21 protein-coding genes are annotated in these 21,001 nt (G+C 62.9%); 11 read left to right on the plus strand and 10 right to left on the minus strand.

Going from position 1 to position 21,001, the window contains the following annotated elements; all coding sequences use genetic code 11:
• Positions 1-6: 6 nt before the first annotated feature.
• Genes fabI through ACI2I1_RS12670 form a run of 3 tightly spaced genes read right to left on the minus strand, consistent with a single transcriptional unit; the run spans position 7 to position 2,805 of the window.
• Complete coding sequence (fabI, locus tag ACI2I1_RS12660; protein ID WP_221543743.1) at positions 7-816, minus strand: enoyl-ACP reductase FabI; 810 nt, start codon at positions 814-816, stop codon at positions 7-9.
• The gene (locus ACI2I1_RS12665; RefSeq protein WP_221543742.1) at positions 813-1,889 is read right to left on the minus strand and encodes a YihY/virulence factor BrkB family protein; all 1,077 of its coding nucleotides are present in this window, start codon (positions 1,887-1,889) and stop codon (positions 813-815) included. The genes fabI and ACI2I1_RS12665 overlap by 4 nt, the downstream gene beginning before the upstream one ends.
• Positions 1,843-2,805, minus strand: a complete 963-nt coding sequence (locus ACI2I1_RS12670; protein ID WP_404679395.1) for a DnaJ C-terminal domain-containing protein — start codon at positions 2,803-2,805, stop codon at positions 1,843-1,845. Before ACI2I1_RS12670 ends, ACI2I1_RS12665 begins: the two co-directional genes overlap by 47 nt.
• Before the next feature lie 213 nt (positions 2,806-3,018).
• Between ACI2I1_RS12670 and pdxH the strand changes: the two genes are divergently transcribed.
• From pdxH to ACI2I1_RS12685, 3 genes are read left to right on the plus strand one after another with little or no spacing between them, the layout of a single operon-like run.
• Positions 3,019-3,654: a pyridoxamine 5'-phosphate oxidase gene (gene pdxH / locus ACI2I1_RS12675; protein WP_221543740.1), complete on the plus strand. Its 636-nt coding sequence runs from the start codon at positions 3,019-3,021 to the stop codon at positions 3,652-3,654.
• Positions 3,651-4,598, plus strand: coding sequence for a cation diffusion facilitator family transporter (locus ACI2I1_RS12680; protein WP_404679396.1), 948 nt, complete (start codon positions 3,651-3,653; stop codon positions 4,596-4,598). The genes pdxH and ACI2I1_RS12680 overlap by 4 nt, the downstream gene beginning before the upstream one ends.
• A complete protein-coding gene (locus ACI2I1_RS12685; protein WP_404679397.1) occupies positions 4,598-5,398 on the plus strand; it encodes a PhzF family phenazine biosynthesis protein in 801 nt (266 codons plus the stop codon). Before ACI2I1_RS12680 ends, ACI2I1_RS12685 begins: the two co-directional genes overlap by 1 nt.
• Here ACI2I1_RS12685 and ACI2I1_RS12690 read toward each other — a convergent pair.
• Entirely contained in the window at positions 5,377-6,510 is a 1,134-nt protein-coding gene (locus ACI2I1_RS12690; RefSeq protein WP_404679398.1) for a serine hydrolase domain-containing protein, read from the minus strand. The two genes, ACI2I1_RS12685 and ACI2I1_RS12690, sit on opposite strands and share 22 nt — an antisense overlap.
• Positions 6,511-6,545: 35 nt before the next feature.
• Between ACI2I1_RS12690 and ACI2I1_RS12695 the strand changes: the two genes are divergently transcribed.
• Positions 6,546-6,884 carry a hypothetical protein gene (locus ACI2I1_RS12695; RefSeq protein WP_404679399.1) on the plus strand — a complete coding sequence of 113 codons (339 nt, stop codon included), beginning with the start codon at positions 6,546-6,548 and terminating at the stop codon, positions 6,882-6,884.
• A 36-nt stretch (positions 6,885-6,920) separates the two neighbouring features.
• Here the strand turns inward: ACI2I1_RS12695 and mnmA are convergent, their stop codons facing one another.
• Positions 6,921-8,075, minus strand: coding sequence for a tRNA 2-thiouridine(34) synthase MnmA (gene mnmA / locus ACI2I1_RS12700; RefSeq protein WP_404679400.1), 1,155 nt, complete (start codon positions 8,073-8,075; stop codon positions 6,921-6,923).
• 83 nt (positions 8,076-8,158) lie between these two features.
• Here mnmA and ACI2I1_RS12705 point away from each other — a divergent pair, with 83 nt between their 5' ends.
• From ACI2I1_RS12705 to ACI2I1_RS12730, 6 genes are all read left to right on the plus strand, one after another.
• Complete coding sequence (locus ACI2I1_RS12705) at positions 8,159-8,473, plus strand: hypothetical protein (protein WP_404679401.1); 315 nt, start codon at positions 8,159-8,161, stop codon at positions 8,471-8,473.
• Positions 8,474-8,773, plus strand: a complete 300-nt coding sequence (locus ACI2I1_RS12710) for a DUF1153 domain-containing protein (RefSeq protein ID WP_221543733.1) — start codon at positions 8,474-8,476, stop codon at positions 8,771-8,773.
• A gap of 141 nt (positions 8,774-8,914) precedes the next feature.
• On the plus strand, positions 8,915-9,181 hold the full coding sequence (locus ACI2I1_RS12715; RefSeq protein ID WP_221543732.1) for a GlsB/YeaQ/YmgE family stress response membrane protein: 267 nt from the start codon (positions 8,915-8,917) through the stop codon (positions 9,179-9,181).
• Positions 9,182-9,407: 226 nt separating this feature from the next.
• The gene (locus tag ACI2I1_RS12720; RefSeq protein WP_404679402.1) at positions 9,408-10,604 is read left to right on the plus strand and encodes an efflux RND transporter periplasmic adaptor subunit; all 1,197 of its coding nucleotides are present in this window, start codon (positions 9,408-9,410) and stop codon (positions 10,602-10,604) included.
• A 3-nt stretch (positions 10,605-10,607) separates the two neighbouring features.
• Positions 10,608-13,805 carry an efflux RND transporter permease subunit gene (locus tag ACI2I1_RS12725; protein ID WP_404679403.1) on the plus strand — a complete coding sequence of 1,066 codons (3,198 nt, stop codon included), beginning with the start codon at positions 10,608-10,610 and terminating at the stop codon, positions 13,803-13,805.
• An 86-nt stretch (positions 13,806-13,891) separates the two neighbouring features.
• Entirely contained in the window at positions 13,892-15,103 is a 1,212-nt protein-coding gene (locus tag ACI2I1_RS12730; protein ID WP_404679660.1) for a DUF445 domain-containing protein, read from the plus strand.
• A gap of 21 nt (positions 15,104-15,124) precedes the next feature.
• On the opposite strand, the gene ACI2I1_RS12735 is transcribed toward ACI2I1_RS12730, so the two are convergent.
• From ACI2I1_RS12735 to sucC, 4 genes are all read right to left on the minus strand, one after another.
• Entirely contained in the window at positions 15,125-16,045 is a 921-nt protein-coding gene (locus tag ACI2I1_RS12735) for an energy transducer TonB (RefSeq protein ID WP_404679404.1), read from the minus strand.
• 61 nt (positions 16,046-16,106) lie between these two features.
• Positions 16,107-17,036, minus strand: coding sequence for an electron transfer flavoprotein subunit alpha/FixB family protein (locus tag ACI2I1_RS12740; RefSeq protein ID WP_221543728.1), 930 nt, complete (start codon positions 17,034-17,036; stop codon positions 16,107-16,109).
• Between the two features lie 140 nt (positions 17,037-17,176).
• Positions 17,177-17,923, minus strand: coding sequence for an electron transfer flavoprotein subunit beta/FixA family protein (locus tag ACI2I1_RS12745; RefSeq protein ID WP_221543727.1), 747 nt, complete (start codon positions 17,921-17,923; stop codon positions 17,177-17,179).
• Between the two features lie 197 nt (positions 17,924-18,120).
• Positions 18,121-19,320 (minus strand): ADP-forming succinate--CoA ligase subunit beta, encoded by a 1,200-nt coding sequence (gene sucC / locus ACI2I1_RS12750; protein WP_404679405.1) that lies wholly within the window; start codon positions 19,318-19,320, stop codon positions 18,121-18,123.
• A 121-nt stretch (positions 19,321-19,441) separates the two neighbouring features.
• Here sucC and ACI2I1_RS12755 point away from each other — a divergent pair, with 121 nt between their 5' ends.
• Positions 19,442-20,224 (plus strand): 3'(2'),5'-bisphosphate nucleotidase CysQ, encoded by a 783-nt coding sequence (locus ACI2I1_RS12755; RefSeq protein WP_221543725.1) that lies wholly within the window; start codon positions 19,442-19,444, stop codon positions 20,222-20,224.
• 76 nt (positions 20,225-20,300) lie between these two features.
• Here the strand turns inward: ACI2I1_RS12755 and ACI2I1_RS12760 are convergent, their stop codons facing one another.
• Positions 20,301-20,993 carry an OmpA family protein gene (locus ACI2I1_RS12760; protein WP_404679406.1) on the minus strand — a complete coding sequence of 231 codons (693 nt, stop codon included), beginning with the start codon at positions 20,991-20,993 and terminating at the stop codon, positions 20,301-20,303.
• Between the last annotated feature and the right edge of the window lie 8 nt (positions 20,994-21,001).

Genomic DNA, 21,001 nt, shown 5'->3' on the forward strand with positions numbered 1-21,001 from the left:
GGCCGGTCAGCCCTTGTCGAGCGCGATGTCGGGGGCGTCTTCCTGCTTCATGCCGACCACATGGTAACCGGCATCCACGTGATGCGTTTCACCCGTCACGCCCGATGAGAGGTCCGACAGGAAGTAGAGGCCGGAGCCGCCCACATCCTCGATCGTGACATTGCGGCGCAGCGGCGAATTGTATTCGTTCCACTTCAGGATGTAGCGGAAATCGCCGATCCCGCTGGCGGCCAGCGTCTTGATCGGTCCCGCGCTGATGGCGTTGACGCGAATGCCCTCGGGGCCGAGATCGTTGGCGAGATACTGGACCGAAGTTTCCAGCGCCGCCTTGGCGACACCCATCACATTGTAATGCGGGATGACCTTTTCCGCGCCGTAATAGGTCAGCGTCAGAATGCTGCCGCCATTCGGCATCATTTCGCGCGCGCGCTTGGCCACCGCGACCAGGCTGTAGGCGGAAATGTTCATCGTCATCAGGAAGTTGTCGAGACTGGTATCGACATATTTGCCGCGCAGCTCGCTCTTGTCCGAAAAACCGATGGCGTGGACGACGAAGTCGATGGTGTCCCAGCGTTCCTTCAGCGTGGCAAAGGCGCTGTCGAGCGCGTCCATGTCAGACACGTCGCATTCGAAGATGAAGTCGCTGCCCAGCTGTTCGGCAAGCGGACCGACGCGCTTCTTCAGCGCTTCGCCTTGATAGGAGAACGCCATCTCGGCGCCCTGGTCGCGCAATTGCTTGGCTATGCCCCAGGCCAGCGACTTGTCGTTGGCGAGGCCCATGATGAGGCCACGTTTGCCCTCCATCAAACCGCTCATTCCTCTTTTCCTTCCTGCTCTTCGATCATTTCCTGTTTGAGCTGCGCCCGCCGGCGGTTGTCCGACTGCCCGATCAGGTTCATTTCTTCTTCCGGCGTTTCAGCAAGCGCAGCATTCAATTCAGCGCCGATAACCACACCAAGTCCGACAAGCCAGAAAAAGAACAGGACCACCATTACGCCTGCAAGGCCGCCATAGGTCAGATCGTAAGCAAAGAATTGTTTCAATACGGCGGGCAGCAGCGTCGTCACTGCAATCCACCAAATGGAGGTGAGGAGCACTCCGGGCCATTTGGGGTAACGGTTCCGCCGGTATTTCGATGGCGTCAGCGTATAGAACAGCAGGTAAAGCGAACCGAAGAGGCCCAGCGCCGGGACTATGCGTGACAATTGCAGATCGAGGATCCGATCGACGAGCTGGGGAAAATAGGCCTGGATTACTTCCTGTGCCGCTCCGATCAGGAACTGCGCCATCAGGCTCATCATCAACAGGAATACCGAGCCGAGGATGACGCCTGCTGACAGCAGGCGGTATTTCCAGAACGCATGCGTGGCCTCCGTGCCATAGGCGCGGCGCAGGATATCCCTGATCGTCTCGACCAGGCTGCCCACCGTCCAGAGCGCCACCAGCGCACCGGCCCACAGCAGCCATCCGCTGCGCGCCTGAATGACATCGCGCGCAACGGGTTCGATCACATTGCCGACAACCGGGGGGAGGGCGAAGAGAATCGCATTGATCGTGGCGGCCCGTTCGCTTTCCTCGCCGATGGCCGAGAAGACAGCGGCGCCGAGGATAAAGAAGGGAAAAATCGCCAGCATGGCGAGATAGGCGAGATTGCCCGCATGGATGAAACCGTCGTTATAGGTGCCAACCAGCGTCCGCTTGGCGACGTCCCACGCGCGGGTGCCCGGACCGACGCGATCCTCGATTCGATCGCGGAGGTGGTACGCCTCCTTCCGCCGGGCTTCGGGGGAAAGCGACTGGCGCTCACGTTCCTTCGTCGAGGGTAGGTCGGCTGGGGGCAGGTTACACCTGGAGTTTGCTGCGCGGGTCGCTTTCGTCCTTCCACCCATCGAGCCGCTTGGCAAGTTCTCCAAGATCCTCGGGTAGCTGAATTTCGAGCGTCACCAGCTGATCGCCGCGGCTGCCATCCTTCTTGGTGAAGCCCTTGCCCTTGAGGCGCAGCACCGCACCGCCGCTCGTGCCGGGCCTGATCGTCATCATCACCGGACCATCCACGGTGGGAACCCGGACCTTGCCGCCATTGACCGCCTCGTCGAGCGTGATGGGCAGGTCGAAGCGCACGTCGGACCCGTCCCGCTGGTAGACGCGGTGCTTGTCGACCTTAATCGTCACCAGCCCGTCGCCCGCGCCGCCGGGGCCCTGCTGGCCCTTGCCCTTGAGGCGCATCTGCGTGCCGTCCTCCACGCCCTTGGGCAGCTTGAGATCGATTGTCTTGCCGTCGGCCAGCGTAATCCGCTGGTCCTTGAGCGTCGCCGCATCGATGAAGGACACGCGCAGCGTGTAGGCGATGTCCGCGCCTTTCTGCGGGGGGCGCTGCCGCCGGCCGCCGAACGGATCGCCTCCCATGCCGCCCGCACGTCCGCGCGCGCCGCCGCCACCGAAGAGCCCTTCGAAAATATCGCCGAGATCGCCCTGGTCGGTGCCGAAGCCCTGGAAATCCTCTGCCCGGAACCCGCGCTGGCCGCCACCGGCACCGCGAAATCCGCCGCCACCGCTGCCCATTCCGCCAAAGGGATTGGTCGGATTGCCTTCCATGTCGATCTCGCCGCGGTCGAACTGCGCGCGCTTGTCCTTGTCGGACAGGAGGTCATACGCCTTGGTCACGTCCGAAAAGCGTTCGGATGCCTTGGGATTGTCCTTGTTGCGATCGGGATGAAGCTCCTTCGCCAGCTTGCGATAAGCGCTCTTGATGTCCTTCTCGTTCGCGGAACGCGTGACGCCGAGGGTGGTGTAGGGGTCTGCCATGGTGTGTTAGCTAGTTGCGACGGTGGCCGACCGCAAGCGTGCCTGTTCGCGGCGAGGCTTTCCTACACAGGCGGCTCGGGCTAGGGAATGTCTCATGTCCCCGTTCAATGTGCCGCAAGCCCGCGTGGTTCCGCCGTTTTCGGGGGAAATATACCCCGTCCGTTTTTTTGCTCTGGACCGTGCTCCATGTGCTCCATCCTGTAGGATTGCGTTATGAGCAACAATGCCCCCGAATCCGAAAGCGCTATTCCGGTTGCCGATCCTTTCTCGCTGTTCGAGATCTGGTACGGCGAAGCCAAGGCGAGCGAACCCAATGATGCCAATGCCATGGCTCTGGCAACGGCCACTGCGCAGGGCCGCCCGTCGGTCCGCATGGTGCTGCTGAAAGGGCATGGCTCGCATTGGGGCGAGGGGGGCGGTTTCGTCTTCTACACCAATGCCGAAAGCCGCAAGGGCCAGGAAATCCTGAGCAATATGCACGCCTCGCTGCTGTTTCACTGGAAGAGCCTGCGCCGCCAGATCCGGATCGAAGGCACGCTGGAAGAAGTCGCCGCGGAGCAGGCGGACGACTATTTCCACTCGCGCCCGCACGCCTCGCAGATCGGCTCGGCTGCTAGCGACCAGTCGCGCCCCCTGCCGGACCGGCAGATCTATCTCGACCGGGTCGCCGCGCTGGAGGCCCGCTATCCCGAAGGTGATATCCCGCGGCCGGCGCACTGGACCGGGTTCCTGCTGACCCCGCACACGGTGGAGTTCTGGCGCGACCGCGAATTCCGCCTCCACGACCGGCGGCAGTTCACGCGTAGCGGGCCGGGAGAAGCGTGGTCCAACACGCTGCTCTATCCATGACGGAAACCACGGCCGACAATCGCGCGAAACTAACGCGTTCTGCCGCGATCGCCTCGATCTCGGTGGCGCTCATCCTCGTCGCGCTGAAAAGCTGGGCGAGCTGGCAAACCGGTTCGACCGCCATGCTCGGCAGCCTCGCCGATTCGGCGCTCGATCTGATTGCCAGCATCGCCACGCTGACAGGTGTCTGGATCGCCTCGATGCCCGCCGATCAGGACCATCGGTTCGGGCACGGAAAGGCAGAGGCGCTGGCGGCGATCTTCCAGGTCATGCTGATCGCGGTTTCGGCTTTCGGCATCGCGGCGCGGGCGCTGAGCCAGCTGGCCGGCGGCACGCAGACTTCCGCTGCTGGGGAAGGCATAGCGGTGTCGGCCATCGCCATCGTGCTCACCTTCGCTCTGCTCGCTTGGCAGAAATACGTGATGAACCGGACGCGCAGCCTCGCGATCCAGACCGATCATCTGCATTACAAATCCGACCTGCTGCTTAACCTCGCGGTGATCGCGGCGCTGGTCCTCGACCAATATGCGGGCTTCGGCATGGCCGATCCGCTGTTCGGCCTCGCCATCGCCGCCTGGCTGGCGTGGGGCGCCTTCACTGCGGCGCGCGAAGCCGTGGACGATCTGATGGACCGCGAATGGCCGGAAGAAAAGCGACTCGCCTTCGTGGAGGCGGCGGCGCTCCATCCCGAGCTTACCAATCTGCACGATCTGCGCACGCGGGCCAGCGGCAATCGTGATTTCGTCCAGTTCCATGTCGATCTGCCCGGCACCATGACGGTGGAAGAAGCGCATGATATCATCGAGCGGGTGGAAAAGGACCTGTGCCAGCGCTTCCCGAACATGGAGCTGCTGATCCACATCGATCCCCGAGGCCATGTCGACGAGCCGGGCAATCCGCTGGTCGAGGAAGACGAGTTTGCAAAACTGGAGGGCGACAGCTGATGAAACTGCCTTACACCCATGTCGATGCCTTTGCTTCACGGCCCTTCACGGGCAATCAGGCGGCGGTGATGCCGCTCGACGAGTGGCTGGACGATGCGACGCTGCTCGCGATCGCGGAAGAGAACAACTTCGCCGAAACGGCTTTCCTGGTGAAGGACGATACTGGCGAGGCCGATTGGGAACTGCGCTGGTTCACGCCGACCGAAGAAGTTCGCCTGTGCGGCCACGCGACGCTTGCGAGCGGGCACGTGATGCTTGGGCGCGATGGGGGCGAGGCCGTGAGCTTTCGCACGCGCCAGTCGGGGATTCTCGAAGTGCGCAAGCTTGGCGAGGTATACGAGCTCGCCTTACCCGCGATCCGGACCGAGCAGGGCGAGTGGCCCGAGGCGGCCGCGCTACTCGGCGGCTCGCCCACCGAATGCTGGCGCAATCCGCATGGTTACGACCTGTTCCTTTACCCGGATGAGGACTCGATCCATACGCTTGAGCCCGATCTGCGCGGGCTGGCGAAGCTGGGCAACAATCTCTTCGTCTGCACTGCTCCGGGACGAGATACCGACGTGGTGAGCCGCGTCTTCGTACCGGGCGGCGGAGTGGACGAGGATCCGGTGACCGGTGCGGCCCACGCCACGCTTACACCCTTCTGGGCCGAGCGCCTCTCGCGCGAAAGCTTCACCGCCTATCAGGCAAGCCGCCGCGGCGGCCATGTAGGCTGCCGACTGGAGGGCGACCGTGCGATCCTCTCCGGCCAATGCGTGACCGTGGTGGAGGGGAGCTTCTACCTTCCCTCGGCGGGGTAAAGCTCGACGATATCGGCCAGCTGCTGGAGCATCGCCTTGCGTTCGGCGGCATTCGAATGGCCGAGCCGCACGATGGTGAGCCCCTGCTCGGGCGACACGAAGACATACTGGCCCATGTGGCCGATCATGGAAAAGGCCGTTTCGGGCGCTCGGTCGGGAAACAGCGGGTGCTCCGCCTCGCCAGTCGGCCGGTTGAGCCAAGTCTGCAGGCCGTATTGCGGCGATTTGGGGCTGGGGGTCACCATCTGTCCCACCCAGCTGCGGGGGACCAGCTGCTCCCCGCGATAGGAGCCCTTGTTGCGCAGCAATTCGCCGAGCTTGGCCCAGTCGCGGGCACTTGCATGCATCAGGCTGCCGCCGATCAGCGTACCGGCGCGGTCGAACTCGGGGACGGCGGTAGACATGCCCAGCGGCTCGAACAGGCGGGCGTGGAGATAATCGGACAGCGCCCGGCGGCGGGCTTCGGGCTGATCGCTATCGGTCAGGGCACGGGCCGCGATGTCGGCCAGGATGACGGTGGTGTTCGATGAATATTCGAACTTCTCGCCCGGCTCCGCTTCGGGAGGCTGGGCGGTGGCGTAATCCGCCATATCGTCCCGCCCGTCGAGGAAGAGCATGCGGACTTCGCTGCTCTCATAGGGCGGATCGCCCGCTTCGGTATGCTCGAGCCCGCTGCGCATCTGAAGGAGATGCCGCAGGGTGATGTCGGCACGTGGATCGCCGCTGCGCTGCCAGCGCGGCACCGGGGCGGGCTGATCGAGCCGCAGCAGGCCATCGCCGACCAGCTGGCCGATCATCATGGCGGTAACGGGCTTGGCCATCGACCAGCTGACGAAGAGCGTGTCTTCGTTATATCCTTCGGCATAGCGTTCCGCCGCACGCTTGCCATCGTGCATCACGATCAGGGCGCGGGTCTCGCCAAGGCCCTCCTGCGTGAAAAGATCGTCGATCTCGCGGGCGAGCGCCTTGGTGGGGGCACCGGGATCCTCCCCGACCGCAGCCAGCGCTGCCTCGCTCAGCGGCGGTTCTTCCTCGCCTCCGGACGAACCGCATGCGGCAAGGCTTGTGGCGAGGAGGGCAAGAGCGATAAGGGGCAGGGGCCGCGGGAACATGCCCGCTCCACTCGCATGAGGACTACACCCGCGCAATGGCGAAAAAACGCTCCCTTCTTTCCCGCTGGTGGTTCTGGCTGGCGCTGGTTCTCGCCGCCGCAGCGGGCGGCGCCTGGCTGGCCTATGGCGAGACGGCAACGCGCACGGGAGAGGTTGCCACGGCCTATGCTGCGCGGGTGGGTTGCTCCTGCCGCTTTGTGGCCGGGCGCAGTCTTGAGGATTGCGGCAAGGACAAGCTCGAAGGCATGGAACTTGTCTCGCTGAGCGAAAATGCTGCCGACCGCACCGTGACGGCGAGCATTCCGGTCATTGCCGCGGATACGGCGCGCTATCGTGAAGGTTACGGCTGCGTTCTGGATGAATGGGAATATTGAGGCAGACTATCAGCAGCCGCAGATGGCTCCTGCCGGTCAGCCTTCGCAGCGCGTCGTGCTGTCGATCCAGCCGCCACCCACGACCCGCTCTCCGGCGTAGATGACCGCCGCCTGGCCGGGCGCGACGCCGAATTCGGGTGTATCGAAGCGTATTGTCGCCGCTTCATCATTGCCCAGCGACCCCTCCAGCGTGATCGGCACTGGCTTGGCCAGGCTGCGGACCTTGGCCGTCAGCGGTACATCGGGCAGCGGGCCGATGCGATTGGTCTCGACAAGATGGGCGGCGGACACGGCAAGCATGCGCTTGGGGCCGACCTTTACCTGCGCCTCGGCAGCATCGATGCCGACGACGTAGAGCGGCTCCGGCTGGCCGCCGATTTCCAGCCCCCGGCGCTGGCCGACGGTATAATGGATCACGCCGCGATGCTCGCCCAGTTCCTCCCCGGTCCCGGCATGGACGATCGCGCCCGGACGCGCGCCTTCGGGGCGCATCTTCTTGACGATCTTCGCGTAATCGCCATCGGGCACGAAGCAGATGTCCTGGCTGTCGGGCTTGGCGGCATTGCGCAGGCCGGCAGCTTCGGCGAGCTCGCGCACTTCGCTCTTGGGCAGGCCGCCCAGGGGGAAGCGCAGATAGGCCAGCTGGTCGTCTGTCGTCGCATAAAGGAAATAGGACTGATCGCGCGCCGGATCGGTGGCCCGGTGAAGCTCCGCCCCGGCCGGCCCCATTACCCGCTGGACGTAATGACCGGTCGCCAGGCAATCGGCGCCCAGTTCGCGGGCCATGGCGAAGAGATCGGTGAATTTGGGCCCCATGTTGCAGCGGATGCAGGGCACCGGCGTGCGCCCGGCCAGATATTCGTCGGCAAAAGTTTCGACCACTTCTTCGCGGAAGGCGCTTTCGTGATCGGACACATAGTGAGCAATGCCCAGACGTTCTGCCACGGCGCGTGCATCGGCGATATCGTCACCCGCGCAGCAGGCACCCTTGCGCCCGGTTGCCGCGCCATAATCGTAGAGTTGCAAGGTAATTCCGATGACTTCCGCCCCGCTCTTTGCGGCGAGTGCGGCAACCACGGATGAATCGACGCCGCCCGACATCGCGACGACGATGCGGGCCTGCGATGCGGGCTTACCAAGATCGAACAGCGCGGCGGCGCCGGCCGGGTCGAGAAAACGGGATTCGAGCATGCGCGGCCCCTTACACGGCCTTGGCCCCGGGCTCCAGTATTTCCCGGTTTGAGCCACGAAACATGATTCACTTCCTCTTTACCATGTCTGATTATCACAGCCTCATGATCGAGGGGCAATTCACCAAGAAAAGCGAAGAGGCGACCAAGAACAAGGACGTCCTGCACAAATTCCGTTGGACCGAACTTGTCGCAAAATTGTCCGCGACTCGCGACTTTCGCGAGGAAGTGGCGAGAAGGGAGCATGCCGGTTTCCAGTCTTTCGGCGAAGCGAGGCGGGAAACGGAAGGAGAAAGTAAACGGCCCGTTTACCATGATGGTTTAGCGCATGGAAAATCTGAACCGTTAGACGAGGACTCCGCCGCAGATGGTGCGGTGCATGGCGACCGAGAGAAATAGATGATCGAAAATCAGGACATCCGCCCTGCACAGGTGATCGGCCCGCTTGGCGAGCCGCTGACCCTTGAGGATTTGCCGTCCCCGTCCACGAAGCGGTGGGTGGTGCGCCGCAAGGCCGAGGTGGTCGCTGCCGTGAATGGCGGCCTGCTCAGTATCGATGAAGTTCTCGAGCGCTACGGCTTGACGCTGGAAGAGTTTGCCTCCTGGCAGCGCGCAGTCGACCGGTCGGGAATGCAGGGACTGAGGGTCACCCGGATCCAGCATTACCGCGATTTATACGAACGCCAGTTCAAGTATTGATCGCGCGTCCCGCCAAGAGGCGGGAACAAAAACCCTGTAAATCCGCTAAATTCGTGTCCCCCATGCAAAAAAGGGGAACCGCTGGCACTGCCACCCGTTCGGCTGGCATTGGGTCGGATGGGAAGTAAAGGAGGATTTGCAATGGGTTGGATTATCGCAATTATCGTCGGCGGCGTCGCCGGATGGCTCGCAAGCATGGTCATGGCGCGCGACGCTTCGATGGGCATTTTCTGGAATATCATCGTCGGTATCATCGGCGCACTGATCGGTAACTTTCTCGCCGGAGCCCTGTTCGGCATTGAGGGCACCATTCAGACCTTCAACTTGACCGGTTTCATCATCGCGATCGTTGGTGCAATCGTTCTGCTTGGTATCGCCAACCTCATTCAGCGTGGTCGTGTGCGCTAAAAACCAGCACGAAGTTTAAATCGAGAAGGGCGGTTCGGCATCTGAGCCGCCCTTTTTCGTGCTTTTCGAACATCGAAGACATTCGTCTGTTTCGCTAATGCCCCTGTCGAGTGTAAGATTGCTCCAGACAGGGCAAGCCCCTACGACAATTCGACAGCCTTGCGCTCTGTGATTTAGCAGAGTAATACACCAATCGATATAGGCTGCTGCCAGACGGGGCTATTTGATGACGTACGAAACGGAAATTCGCGCTGATGACGACGGTGCCTTGCCGCCGGAGCGGATCGAGGTTGATAGCGTAGATGCTGAGAAACGCCCGGGTCGGCGCCGCAAGCTGGCGATTGCCGCAGTCATCCTGGTGGCCGCCCTCGCTCTGGCCTGGTATTTTCTTGCCGGAGACGAAGAACAGGCCCCATCCGAACCGCAATTGCCTGCGGTAACCGTCGTGGCGCCCGGGCGTACTACCGTCGAAGGCGAAATTTCCGCGACCGGAACGATCGCCGCCCGCCGGACCCTGCCGGTCGGCGTGGTCGGCGAAGGCGGGCGCGTGGTTTCGGTACCCGTCGATGCGGGCAGCTGGGTGCGCCAGGGCCAGGTCCTCGCCGTGATCGACCGCTCGGTGCAAAACCAGCAGGCCCTCAGCGCCGCTGCGCAGGTCCAAGTCGCGCAGGCCGATGCCAATCTCGCACAGTCCAATCTCGACCGCGCCCTCCAGCTGGTCGAGCGGGGATTCGTTTCCAAGGCCGATGTGGACCGCCTGACGGCGACCCGCGACGCCGCCGTCGCGCGCGTTCGCGTCGCCAAGGCGCAAGCGGGCGAATTGCAGGCACGCAATGCCCGCCTCAATATCGTCGCCCCCGCAGCCGGCCTCGTGCTTGAACGCAATGTCGAGCCCGGCCAGACGGTCGGTGCCGGATCGCAGGCCCTCTTCACCATCGCCCAGGGCGGCGAGATGGAAATGCTGGCCCAACTGGGCGAGACCGAACTGGCAAGCTTGCGCGCAGGCGCATCGGCCACGGTGTTCCCGGTCGGAACCGACGAGGGGTTCACCGGCCAGATCTGGCAGATCGCCCCGACGATCGACGACAGCACGCGGCAGGGTACGGCGCGCATCGCCCTGTCCTACAGCCCGGAACTTAAGCCCGGCGGTTTCGCCAACGCGACGATCAATTCGGGTACCGTAGTGGCACCGGTCTTGCCGGAGAGCGCCTTGCTCGACGACGACGGGCAGACCTATGTCTATATCATCGACAGCGAGGACAAGGTCGTCCGCCGCAATGTCGAGACTGGCATCATAACCGATGGCGGTCTGTCCGTGACCGAAGGTTTGACGGGTAACGAGCGCGTGGTTCTTCGCGCGGGCGGGTTCCTGCGTGAAGGTCAGGAAGTCAAACCGATGCTGCAACGCCGGGCGGGCCAGTAGACCATGAACCTGCGCAACCTTTCCGCTTGGTCCATCCGCAACCCGGTGGTGCCGCTGGTCCTGTTCGCCGCGCTCACGCTTGCCGGCATCGTGGCATTCAACCGGATGCAGGTGCAGAACGATCCGGATATCGAATTTCCGGCAGTGATCGTTTCGATCGCTCAGCCCGGCGCGGCGCCGACGGAAATCGATACGCAGATCACCGAAAAGGTGGAATCCGCGATTGCCTCGCTCGAAGGGCTGGAATCCATCCGCAGCACCGTGCGGGAAGGTAGCTCGAGCACCTTCATCACCTTCGAACTCGGCTATGACGTGAATGACCTCGTCAACGAGGTGAAGGCCAATATCGACCAGATACGGGGAGATCTGCCCGAAGGCATCATCGAGCCCCGGGTCTACAAGGTCCAGACGAGCAACAACAGTTTCGCGAACTATGCTGTCGTCTCGCAGGACATGACGATGGAGCAGCTGAGCTGGTTCGTCGACGACACGGTCTCGAAACGGCTCTTGGCAGTTCCCGGAATGGCCAGCGCGTCGCGAAGTGGCGGCGTCAATCGCGAGATCCGGGTCATTCTGGATCCCTCCAGGATGCAATCGCTCGGTGTCACGGCATCCCAGGTCAACTCCGTCCTGCGGCAGAACAACCTCAACGCGGGCGGCGGCCAGGCTGAAATCGCTGGCGTTCGCCAGTCGGTCCGCGTGGTCGGCAATGCCGAAACAGCTTACGAACTGAGCCAGCGCCGCATTTCGCTTGGCGGAGGCCGGTCGATCAAGCTCGCGGATATCGCCGACGTCAGCGACGGGGAGAGCGAAATCAAGTCGATCTCCAAGGTCAATGGACGGCCTGTGGTGACCATCGATCTGTCCCGCGCCCGCGGCGAATCCGACGTGTCGGTCTATGACGAAGCGCAGATCGTGATGCAGGAAATCGAAGAGGAATATCCCGGCGTCGAATTCGTCGAACTCTTCAACATCGTCCAATATACCAAGGCGCAATACGAAAGCTCGATCGCCGCGCTTGTCGAAGGCGCGATCCTCGCGGTCGTCGTCGTCTTCTTCTTCCTGCGCGACTGGCGCGCGACGTTCATCTCAGCCATCGCCATCCCGCTGTCCGCCATCCCCACTTTCTTCTTCCTCGAATACATGGGGTACACGCTGAACCAGATGAGCCTGCTGGCGCTGGGGCTGGTGGCCGGGGTTCTGGTCGACGATGCTATCGTGGAGATCGAGAATATCGTCCGGCACATGCGGATGGGCAAGAACGCGTTTCAGGCATCGATCGATGCGGCCGACGAAATCGGCCTTGCTGTCGCTGCGACATCCTTTTCGATCATTGCTGTCTTTCTGCCCGTGGCGTTGCTCCCCGGGGTGGCGGGCCAGTTCTTCCAGAACTTTGGCGTCACCGTCGTCGTCTCGGTGCTGATGAGCCTTGCCGTCGCCCGTATGATTACGCCGCTCATGGCTGCGTATTTCCTCAAGCCGCATGGCCATGCCGAGCATGCGAACGGCCCCTGGATACAGCGTTATACACGGGTTCTTGAGTGGACGCTCGACCGCACGCGCGCGCAGGAACTGAAAAAGGCGCGGATCGAGCGCCGCGGCAAGATCGGTTTTTGGGGCAAGCTTGGCGCCCATATGCGCGGAGATCACCGCGCCTGGGTCATGGGCGTGGGCTTCCTGTCCTTCATTCTGACCATTTTCCTTTTCGTGACGACTCCGACCCAGTTCTTCCCCGATGCCGATTTCGACTTCGGCGAAGTGCGCATGGAAATGGTCCCCGGTACCACGCTGGAACAGACGGAAGAGCGTGCTGAACAGGCGCTCGCTATTATCGAGGACCAGCCCGAAGTCGAGAATGTGCTCCTGACCGTATCCGAAGGAAGCGCGAGCTTCTTCGTGACCTATAAGGCCGAGCGTGAACGGACGAGCCAGGAAATCGAACGCGATGTGTCCGTCCTTTTCAACCAGGTCGCCGATGCGCGCATCAACTTCCGCGATCAGCAGGGCGGCGGTGGAGGCGGTTCAGGCCGCGCCATCAATGTGATGCTTTCGGGCAGCAATCCAGATCTTCTCGAACGGACCGCCGAAACGCTGGTCGAGCAGATGGGCGACGTCTCCGAGATCCAGGGTCCCAGGCTCGAAGCCGATCTGCAGCGCCCGGAACTGATCATCGAACCGCGTGCGGATCTGGCGGCGTCGCTGGGTGTGACTACCGCATCGCTCAGCCAGGCGATCCGTATCGCCACGATCGGCGAGATCGACCAGAATGCCGCACGGTTCTCGCTCTCCGATCGCCAGATTCCGATCAGGGTCATGCTGCCGGAAAATTCGCGCGACCGGATCTCGACCATCCGCAATCTGCCGGTGCCCACGGCGAGCGGCGGCTCCGTTCCGCTCGAACGCGTCGCCGACATTCGTTTCGGGGCCGGTCCGACGACCATCCAGCGCGAAGATCGCAAGCGCCGCGTCTATGTCAGCGCCGACCTTGCCCCCGGCGCAGAGGAAGGCGTGGCGAAGAAGCGGATCAACGAACTGCCGATCATGCAGGATCTGCCGATCGGTGTGTCGAATGCACCGAGCGGGCAGGATCGCTGGCTGCTGGAATTCGTGGCGAACTTCCAGATCGCTCTTCTGTCCGGCATTCTCCTGGTCTTTGCGGTCCTTGTATTGCTCTACCGGCGCCTGATGTCGCCGCTGGTCAACATGGGGTCGCTTCTTCTCGCGCCTCTTGGCGGCATCATCGCCATCAAGATGGTTGGTCTCGCGCTCTCGCTGCCCGTTTTCATCGGCGTGCTGCTGTTGTTCGGCATCGTCGCCAAGAACTCGATCCTGCTGGTCGATTTCGCGATCGAGGCGATGGAGCACGGCCAGCGCAAGTACGATGCGATCATGGAAGCCGGCCAGAAGCGTGCGCAGCCCATCGTGATGACCACGGTCGCCATGACTGCGGGCATGATCCCCACGGCGCTGTCGCTGTCGGCCGACGGTGCATGGCGCCAGCCCATGGGCGTGGCCGTGATCGGCGGGCTCATCCTGTCGACCTTCCTCACCCTGCTGATCGTTCCTGCAGGCTTCAGCCTGGCAGACGGGATCGAGAAGCGCGTGGGACCGGCGCTGCGAAACCGCTTCCTCTCCTATCGCCCGGGAATGGACACGGGGGAGATCCGCGGACGCAAAACCGGGATCGAACCGGCGGAATAAGCGTCGCCTGATATATGGCGGGCAAATTCTCGATTTCGATCAAACCGGCGGGCGGTGCGCCCATTCCGCCGGACCGCGCCCGCGTGATGCGCCGCACGGCGACCGGCATGCTGGTGCTGATGGCGGCGATCTTCATCGCGTCGGGCCGGTGGCTCGAGATACATCCTGCCTGGGGTTACGTTCACGCCTTCGCGGAAGCGGCGATGGTCGGAGGTCTCGCAGACTGGTTCGCGGTCACCGCGCTCTTCCGCCGTCCGCTCGGTTTGCCGATCACGCACACCGCCATCATCCCGGAGAACAAGGACCGTATCGCCGATACGATGGCCGGGTTTCTGCGGGAGAACTTCCTGACGCCGCAGGTGGTGGCGCGGCGCATGGGTGCGATGAACCTGGCCGGCGCCGTCGGCAGCTACCTTGCAGACCCTGCCGCATCGCGGGATTCGCGCGTGCGGGCCGGGGCGGGGGAGCTGATGGTCGAGGTGCTCGAATCGCTCGATCCCGATCGTCTGGGCACACAGGTTCGCGCCGGTCTTGCCGCGCAGCTTGAAAAGCTCGAAATCGCCCCGCTGCTGGGCTCCATGCTCGATGCGATGATCGAGAAGGGGCGGCACAGGGAGCTGATCGACAAGATCATCCGCCGGGCCGGGCTGGTGCTCGAAGACAATGAGCAGATGGTGCGCGACATGGTGCACAACCGTGCCAATGCCGTGCTGCGCTTCACCGGCCTCGACGAACGGCTGGCCAATTCGGTGATCGACGGCCTCTACAAGCTTCTCGCCGAAGTCCTGATCGATCCCGAGCATCCCCTGCGCAACAAGATCGAGGAAGGCCTGCAGGACTTCGCCCGCGATCTGCGCGAGGATCCGGAGATGCAGGCGAGGGTCGAGCGGATCAAGATCGAGCTGCTGAACAATCCGGCGGTCGGCGACTGGTGGCAATCGGTGTGGGAGCGTCTGCGCGCCCGCCTGATTGCCAGCATCCGCGAGTCAGGCGGATCGGGCGGCGGCCATCTTGCCGAGACGATCGCGGAACTGGGCCGCGCGCTCCGTGACGACATCCGCCTTCAGCGCCAGATCAACCGGTTCGCCCGCCGCACCGCCGTCGGCGTCTCGACCCGCTACGGCGACCAGATCGTGCAGCTCGTGAGCGAGACCGTCCGCCGCTGGGATGCGACAACGCTGACCGACCGCGTAGAAAGTGCCGTGGGCCGCGATCTGCAGTTCATCCGCATCAACGGCACGCTGGTCGGCGGCCTTGTCGGGCTCACGCTCCACGCACTGTCGACCGTTCTAGGTTGAGGTCGGACGAGGAGCGGGGGCTCAACTGGGCATTACGTACCTGATCCGGACGGTGTAAAAAGATTCCACCGGAGTGCCATTTGCCGTCAGCGCAGGCTCGAATTCGCCGATCCTCTCGAAGGCCGTGCAGGGGTGCCGCTCCATGTCGAAGTCGGGCGCCAGGGTCTGGTTGAGCAGCGTGCATGACTTGAACGAGCCATCGGCCCCTACGGTCAGCCGCAGGTGGAAGTCGGCCTGCGCGCCTTTGCGCCGCGCATCATGCGGATAATAATCCACGATCCTTCTCGTCACCCGCGCGAGATTGGTCACCTTCGGGGACGACTGGACGCTTTTCTGTTCCTCGACATCGAAGCCCCAGTGTTCGACCAAATTTGCCATGCAATCGTTCATGGCGATCATGACATTCTTCATCTCGCCCAGCTCGAGGACGACTGCCGGGCGGCCGCTCTGGCTGAGGGTGAGCCTGTTTATATTCGCCCCGGCTTCGGCATCCATGCCCGGCAGCCCGCGCGGCTTGGCGGCCTCATCGCTTCCGGAAGCGCCATCTTTATCCGTGTCGGAAGAGGTCAGGCCAGACAAATGGGAAATCGCATTACCCCATTCGCCCATAGTCGATTCTTGGAAACGGAATTCGTCCTCGGCGCCGTCGGGCCCGAATTGGAAGCGGGTGTCACGCCAGGATTTGTACTTTTCGAGAGGGGGACCTGCGACCAACCAGTGCGCTGCAGAGGAGGGATCCCATTGTTCGAGATAGAACATCGTCTGCTGGCCGTCTTCGCCGAATACGCGCGCGATCCGGCACTTGTTTTCGCCCATGTCGAGCTGCCACGGGCCGACGGGTTCGAGAATCTTTGCCTCATCCTCGGCAGCGAAGGTCGGCTGGACAGCCGAAGATGCAAGACCCAGCGAAGTAATCGCGAAAACAAATCTGGAAATATTCACGAAAAACCCCCCTCGCAGCGAACATGCCGCGAAGAGGGTGTGTTTTCAATTGGTTTTGATCTTAAAGTTTCTCGGTCAGTTCCGGCACTGCCTTGAACAGATCGGCGACGAGGCCGATGTCCGCGACCTGGAAGATCGGCGCGTCTTCATCCTTGTTGATGGCGATGATGGTCTTGGAATCCTTCATGCCTGCCAGGTGCTGGATCGCTCCCGAGATGCCGATGGCGATGTAGACTTCCGGCGCCACGATCTTGCCGGTCTGGCCGACCTGGTAATCGTTGGGGACATAGCCTGCATCCACTGCGGCCCGCGATGCGCCGATGCCTGCGCCGAGCTTGTCGGCCAACGGCGTGATGTATTCCTCGAAGGTCTCCGCATCCTTCAGCGCGCGTCCGCCCGAAACGATCACGCTGGCGCTGGTCAGTTCGGGACGATCGCTTTCCGCGATTTCCTGGCTGACGAAGCTGGAGATCCCGGCATCGGTAGGGCCGGAGATTTCCTCGATCTCGCCCGATCCGCCTTCTGCTTCCGCCTTGTCGAAAGCAGTGCCGCGCACGGTGATGACGAGCTTCTCGTCGCTCGATTCGACGGTGGCGATGGCGTTGCCGGCATAGATCGGACGGGTGAAGGTCTTGTCGCCTTCGACCGAAAGGATGTCCGAAATCTGCATCACGTCGAGCAGGGCGGCGACGCGCGGCGCGATGTTCTTGCCGGTGGTGGTGGCAGGCGCGACGAAGGCGTCGTGATGGCCCATCTGATCGGCGATCAGCGGCGCGACGTTTTCGGCCAGCGCATGTTCGTAAGCCGCATCGTCGGCGAGGTGGACCTTGCCCACTCCGGCGATCTTCGCAGCAGCTTCGGCAACGGCGCGGCAGCCCGATCCGGCGACCAGCAGGTGAACTTCACCCAGCTTGCCCGCCGCAGTGACGGCTGCCAGCGTTGCGTCCTTGATCTCGGCATTGTCGTGTTCGACCCATACGAGTGTCTTCATTTTCAAACCTCTAAGTCCGTTCGCCCTACAGCGACTGCCTGTCCGTCGCTTGAGAAGGGCCGTACTTTTCTTCATCCGAGCGCCCGAAAGAAGGACGGTGCTTCGACAAGCTCAGCACGAACGGATGATGGGTGAATTCCTTAAACGATGCCCATCGCCTTGATCTTGGCGACCAGCGCATCGACGTCCTCGACCTTCTCGCCAGCCTGGCGAACCGGCGGTTCGGAGACATTGGTGGTCTTGAGGCGCGGCGCGGTGTCGACACCGTAATCGGCCGGGCTCTTGGTATCGAGCGGCTTCTTCTTCGCCTTCATGATGTTCGGCAGCGAAGCATAGCGCGGTTCGTTCAGGCGCAGGTCGGTGGTGACGATCGCGGGGAGCGTCAGTTTCACGGTTTCGAGACCGCCATCGACTTCGCGCTTCACGGTGACGCTATCACCGGCCACTTCGACCGTGTTGGCGAAGGTGCCCTGCGGACGGCCCATCAGGGCGGCGAGCATCTGGCCGGTCTGGTTCGAATCGTCGTCGATCGCCTGCTTGCCGAGCATCACGAGGCCGGGCTCTTCCTCTTCGGCAATGGCCTTGAGGATCTTCGCGACGGCGAGCGGTTCGACTTCGTCATCGGTTTCGACGAGGATCGCCCGGTCGGCACCCATGGCGAGCGCGGTGCGCAGTGTTTCCTGCGCCTTTGCCGGGCCGATGGATACGGCCACGATTTCTTCGGCATTGCCCGCTTCCTTGATGCGGATCGCCTCTTCGACGGCGATTTCGTCGAAGGGGTTCATGCTCATCTTGACGTTGGCGAGGTCCACGCCCGAGCCATCGGCCTTCACGCGCGGTTTGACGTTGTAATCGATCACCCGCTTGACGGGGACGAGGATCTTCATGGGGGTACCTTCCTCTCGACTTGAAAACTGTTGGTCCCGCCTAGCTTGCGTTTACGTAAACGTCAAGCAAGGCGGGGCGAGTGCTTGCTTAGATAAGGCGGGGCGCCTGCGAGCGTTCCCGCGCCCTGCTGCAAAAGGAAAGGCGGGCCGCGTTTCCGCTGGCCCGCCTTCCGGTGTCTCTATCTCGAAAGAGGCGATCAGGCCGCTTTCTTGACCTCCGCCACGATCTTCTTCGCTGCATCGCCGAGATCGTCGGCACTGACGATGGGCAGGCCGGAATTCTCGAGGATTTCCTTGCCAGCTTCGACATTGGTGCCTTCGAGGCGAACCACAAGCGGGACCGACAGGTTCACGTCCTTCGCCGCCTGTACGATGCCGTTGGCGATCACGTCGCACTTCATGATGCCGCCGAAGATGTTGACGAGGATGCCCTCGACCGCCGGATCCTTGAGGATGATCTTGAACGCTGCCGTCACCTTCTCGGTGGTGGCGCCGCCGCCCACGTCGAGGAAGTTGGCGGGGAAGGCGCCGTTGAGCTTGATGATGTCCATGGTTGCCATGGCCAGGCCCGCGCCGTTGACCATGCAGCCGATGTTGCCGTCGAGCTTGATGTAGGCGAGGTCGTATTCGCTGGCTTCGACTTCGGCCGGATCTTCCTCGGTCTCGTCGCGCATCTCTTCCACGTCCTTGTGGCGATAGAGCGCGTTGCCGTCGAAGCTCATCTTGGTGTCGAGCACGGACAGATTGCCGTCCTTGTCTTCGACCAGCGGATTGATCTCGAGCATTTCCATGTCGAGTTCCATGAAGGCGGTGTAAAGCTGCTTGGCCAGCTTCTGGCACTGCTTGTTGGTTTCCCCTTCCAGCTTGAGCGCGAAGGCCACCGCGCGGCCGTGGTGCGGCATGAAGCCCTGCGCCGGGTCGATCGTGATGGTGGTGATCTTCTCGGGCGTTTCGTGGGCCACGTCCTCGATGTCCATGCCGCCTTCGGTCGAAGCGATCATCGCCACTTCGCCGCTGGCGCGGTCAACGAGCATGGAAAGATAATATTCATGCGCGATGTCCACGCCGTCGGTCACGTAGAGGCGGTTGACCTGCTTGCCGTCATCGCCGGTCTGGATGGTGACGAGCGTGTTGCCGAGCATTTCCTTGGCATTGGCTTCGACTTCCTCGACGCTCTTCGACAGGCGCACGCCGCCCTTGCCGTCGGGGCCGAGTTCCTTGAACTTGCCCTTGCCGCGGCCGCCGGCGTGGATCTGCGCCTTCACGACATAAAGCGGCCCGGGGAGCTTTTTCGCGCCTTCGACTGCTTCTTCGACGGTGAGCGCTGCGTGACCTGCGGGAACGGCGATGCCGTATTTCGCGAGGAGTTCCTTGGCCTGATATTCGTGAATGTTCATGTCGATCGCTGATCCTTCGCGCGTGTTAGCGCTATTCGGGGTGGGAATTGCGCTTCGCGCATAAGCATGTCTGGGCGCGCTTGAAAAGAGCGGGTTTCGGGTGCAGGGGCGGCGGCGTCCCATGATTGACAGCAAACGCCTCGAATCCATCGTCGCTCAGGCCGGCAAGATCGCACTTGGCCTGTGGCCCGGCGCGGGCGCCGAATTGCAGGCGTGGGAGAAATCGCCGGGCAACCCGGTGTGCGATGCGGATCTGGTCGTCGATGCCTTTCTAAAACGCGAACTGGGCGCGCTGCTTCCCTCGGCCGGATGGCTGTCGGAAGAGACGGTCGATGACCCCAAGCGACTCGAGCGCGATCTGATCTGGCTGGTCGATCCGGTCGACGGGACCCGCGATTTCATTCGCGGGCGTGATGGCTGGGCAGTGAGCGTCGCGCTGATCAGTGGGGGGCGGCCGCTGCTCGGCACGCTGTGCGCCCCGGCGCGCGGCGAGATGTGGCAGGCGGTGGCGGGGCGCGGCGCAACGCTCAACGGCCAGGCTCTCAAGGCTTCCACCCGCACCGAGTTCGAGGGCGCGCGCGTGCCTGCCAACGATCTGATGAAGCAGGACCGGATGCTGGAGAAGGTCGACCAGCCCAATTCCATTGCTTTGCGAATCGCCATGGTGGCCGATGACCGCGCCGATCTGGTCGCCACGCTGCGCTGGGGCTTCGAATGGGACATCGCCGCAGCGGGCCTGATCGCGCGCGAGGCGGGTGCGGCCGTTTCGGACAGTTTCGGCCGGAAACTGGACTATAACAAGCGCGATCCCCGGGCGTTCGGCGTGGTTGCCTGTGCACCCGGTATCCATGCGGCAACGATCGAGCACCTTTCCGATCGCGCCAACAAGGTCGCCTACCAGTAAGTCCCACGGAATGAAAAAGGGGCCGGGCTAAGCCCGACCCCTCTGGTGACTGTCACGTCAGTCTGCGATGCGGCGCTTACTGATTGGCGCGCGCTGCGTTCACGTCGTCCTGATCGAACGGAATGATCTTGATTTCGACGCGGCGGTTCAGCGGCTCGGCCACATTGTCGCCGGTCTGCACGGCCAGGCGCGTTTCGCCGAAGCCCATCCAGCGGATACGCGAGGAACTCACGCCGCGGCTGGTGAGATAGTTGGACACGGCCTGTGCACGCTGTTCCGACAGGCGCTGGTTCGAATCGCTCGAACCGACGGTGTCGGTGTAGCCGTAAACGTCGACCAGGCTGTTGGGATACTGGACGAGGTTGGCGGCGACATTGTCGAGCGTCTGGCGGAAGGTCTGGTTGATCGTGTAGCTGCCGGTGGCGAAGGTCACGCCGTTCGGCAGGTTGACGAGGATGGCTTCACCGCCGTCAGTTTCCGAGACATCGACGCCCGAACCGGCCGTCTGCTCTTTGAGTTCCTTGATCTGCTGGTCCATGCGGTAACCGACATAGCCGCCGCCTGCCGCGCCAGCCGCTGCGCCGATGATGCGTCCGGTCTTGCCGCCGATCACGCCGCCGAGCAGGCCGCCGGCAACCGCGCCGCCGACACCGCCGAGGACGGTGCGCGAGATCTTCTGTTCACCCGTGTTGGGGTCGGTCACACAGGCCGAGGTGCCGAGCAGGGCGACCGAGGAAAGGCCGGCGAGGAAAAAGCGTGATGTCTTCATAATATCTG

The sequence above is a fragment of the Qipengyuania sp. NPDC077563 genome, assembly GCF_044901345.1.
Lineage (GTDB): Bacteria > Pseudomonadota > Alphaproteobacteria > Sphingomonadales > Sphingomonadaceae > Qipengyuania > Qipengyuania aestuarii.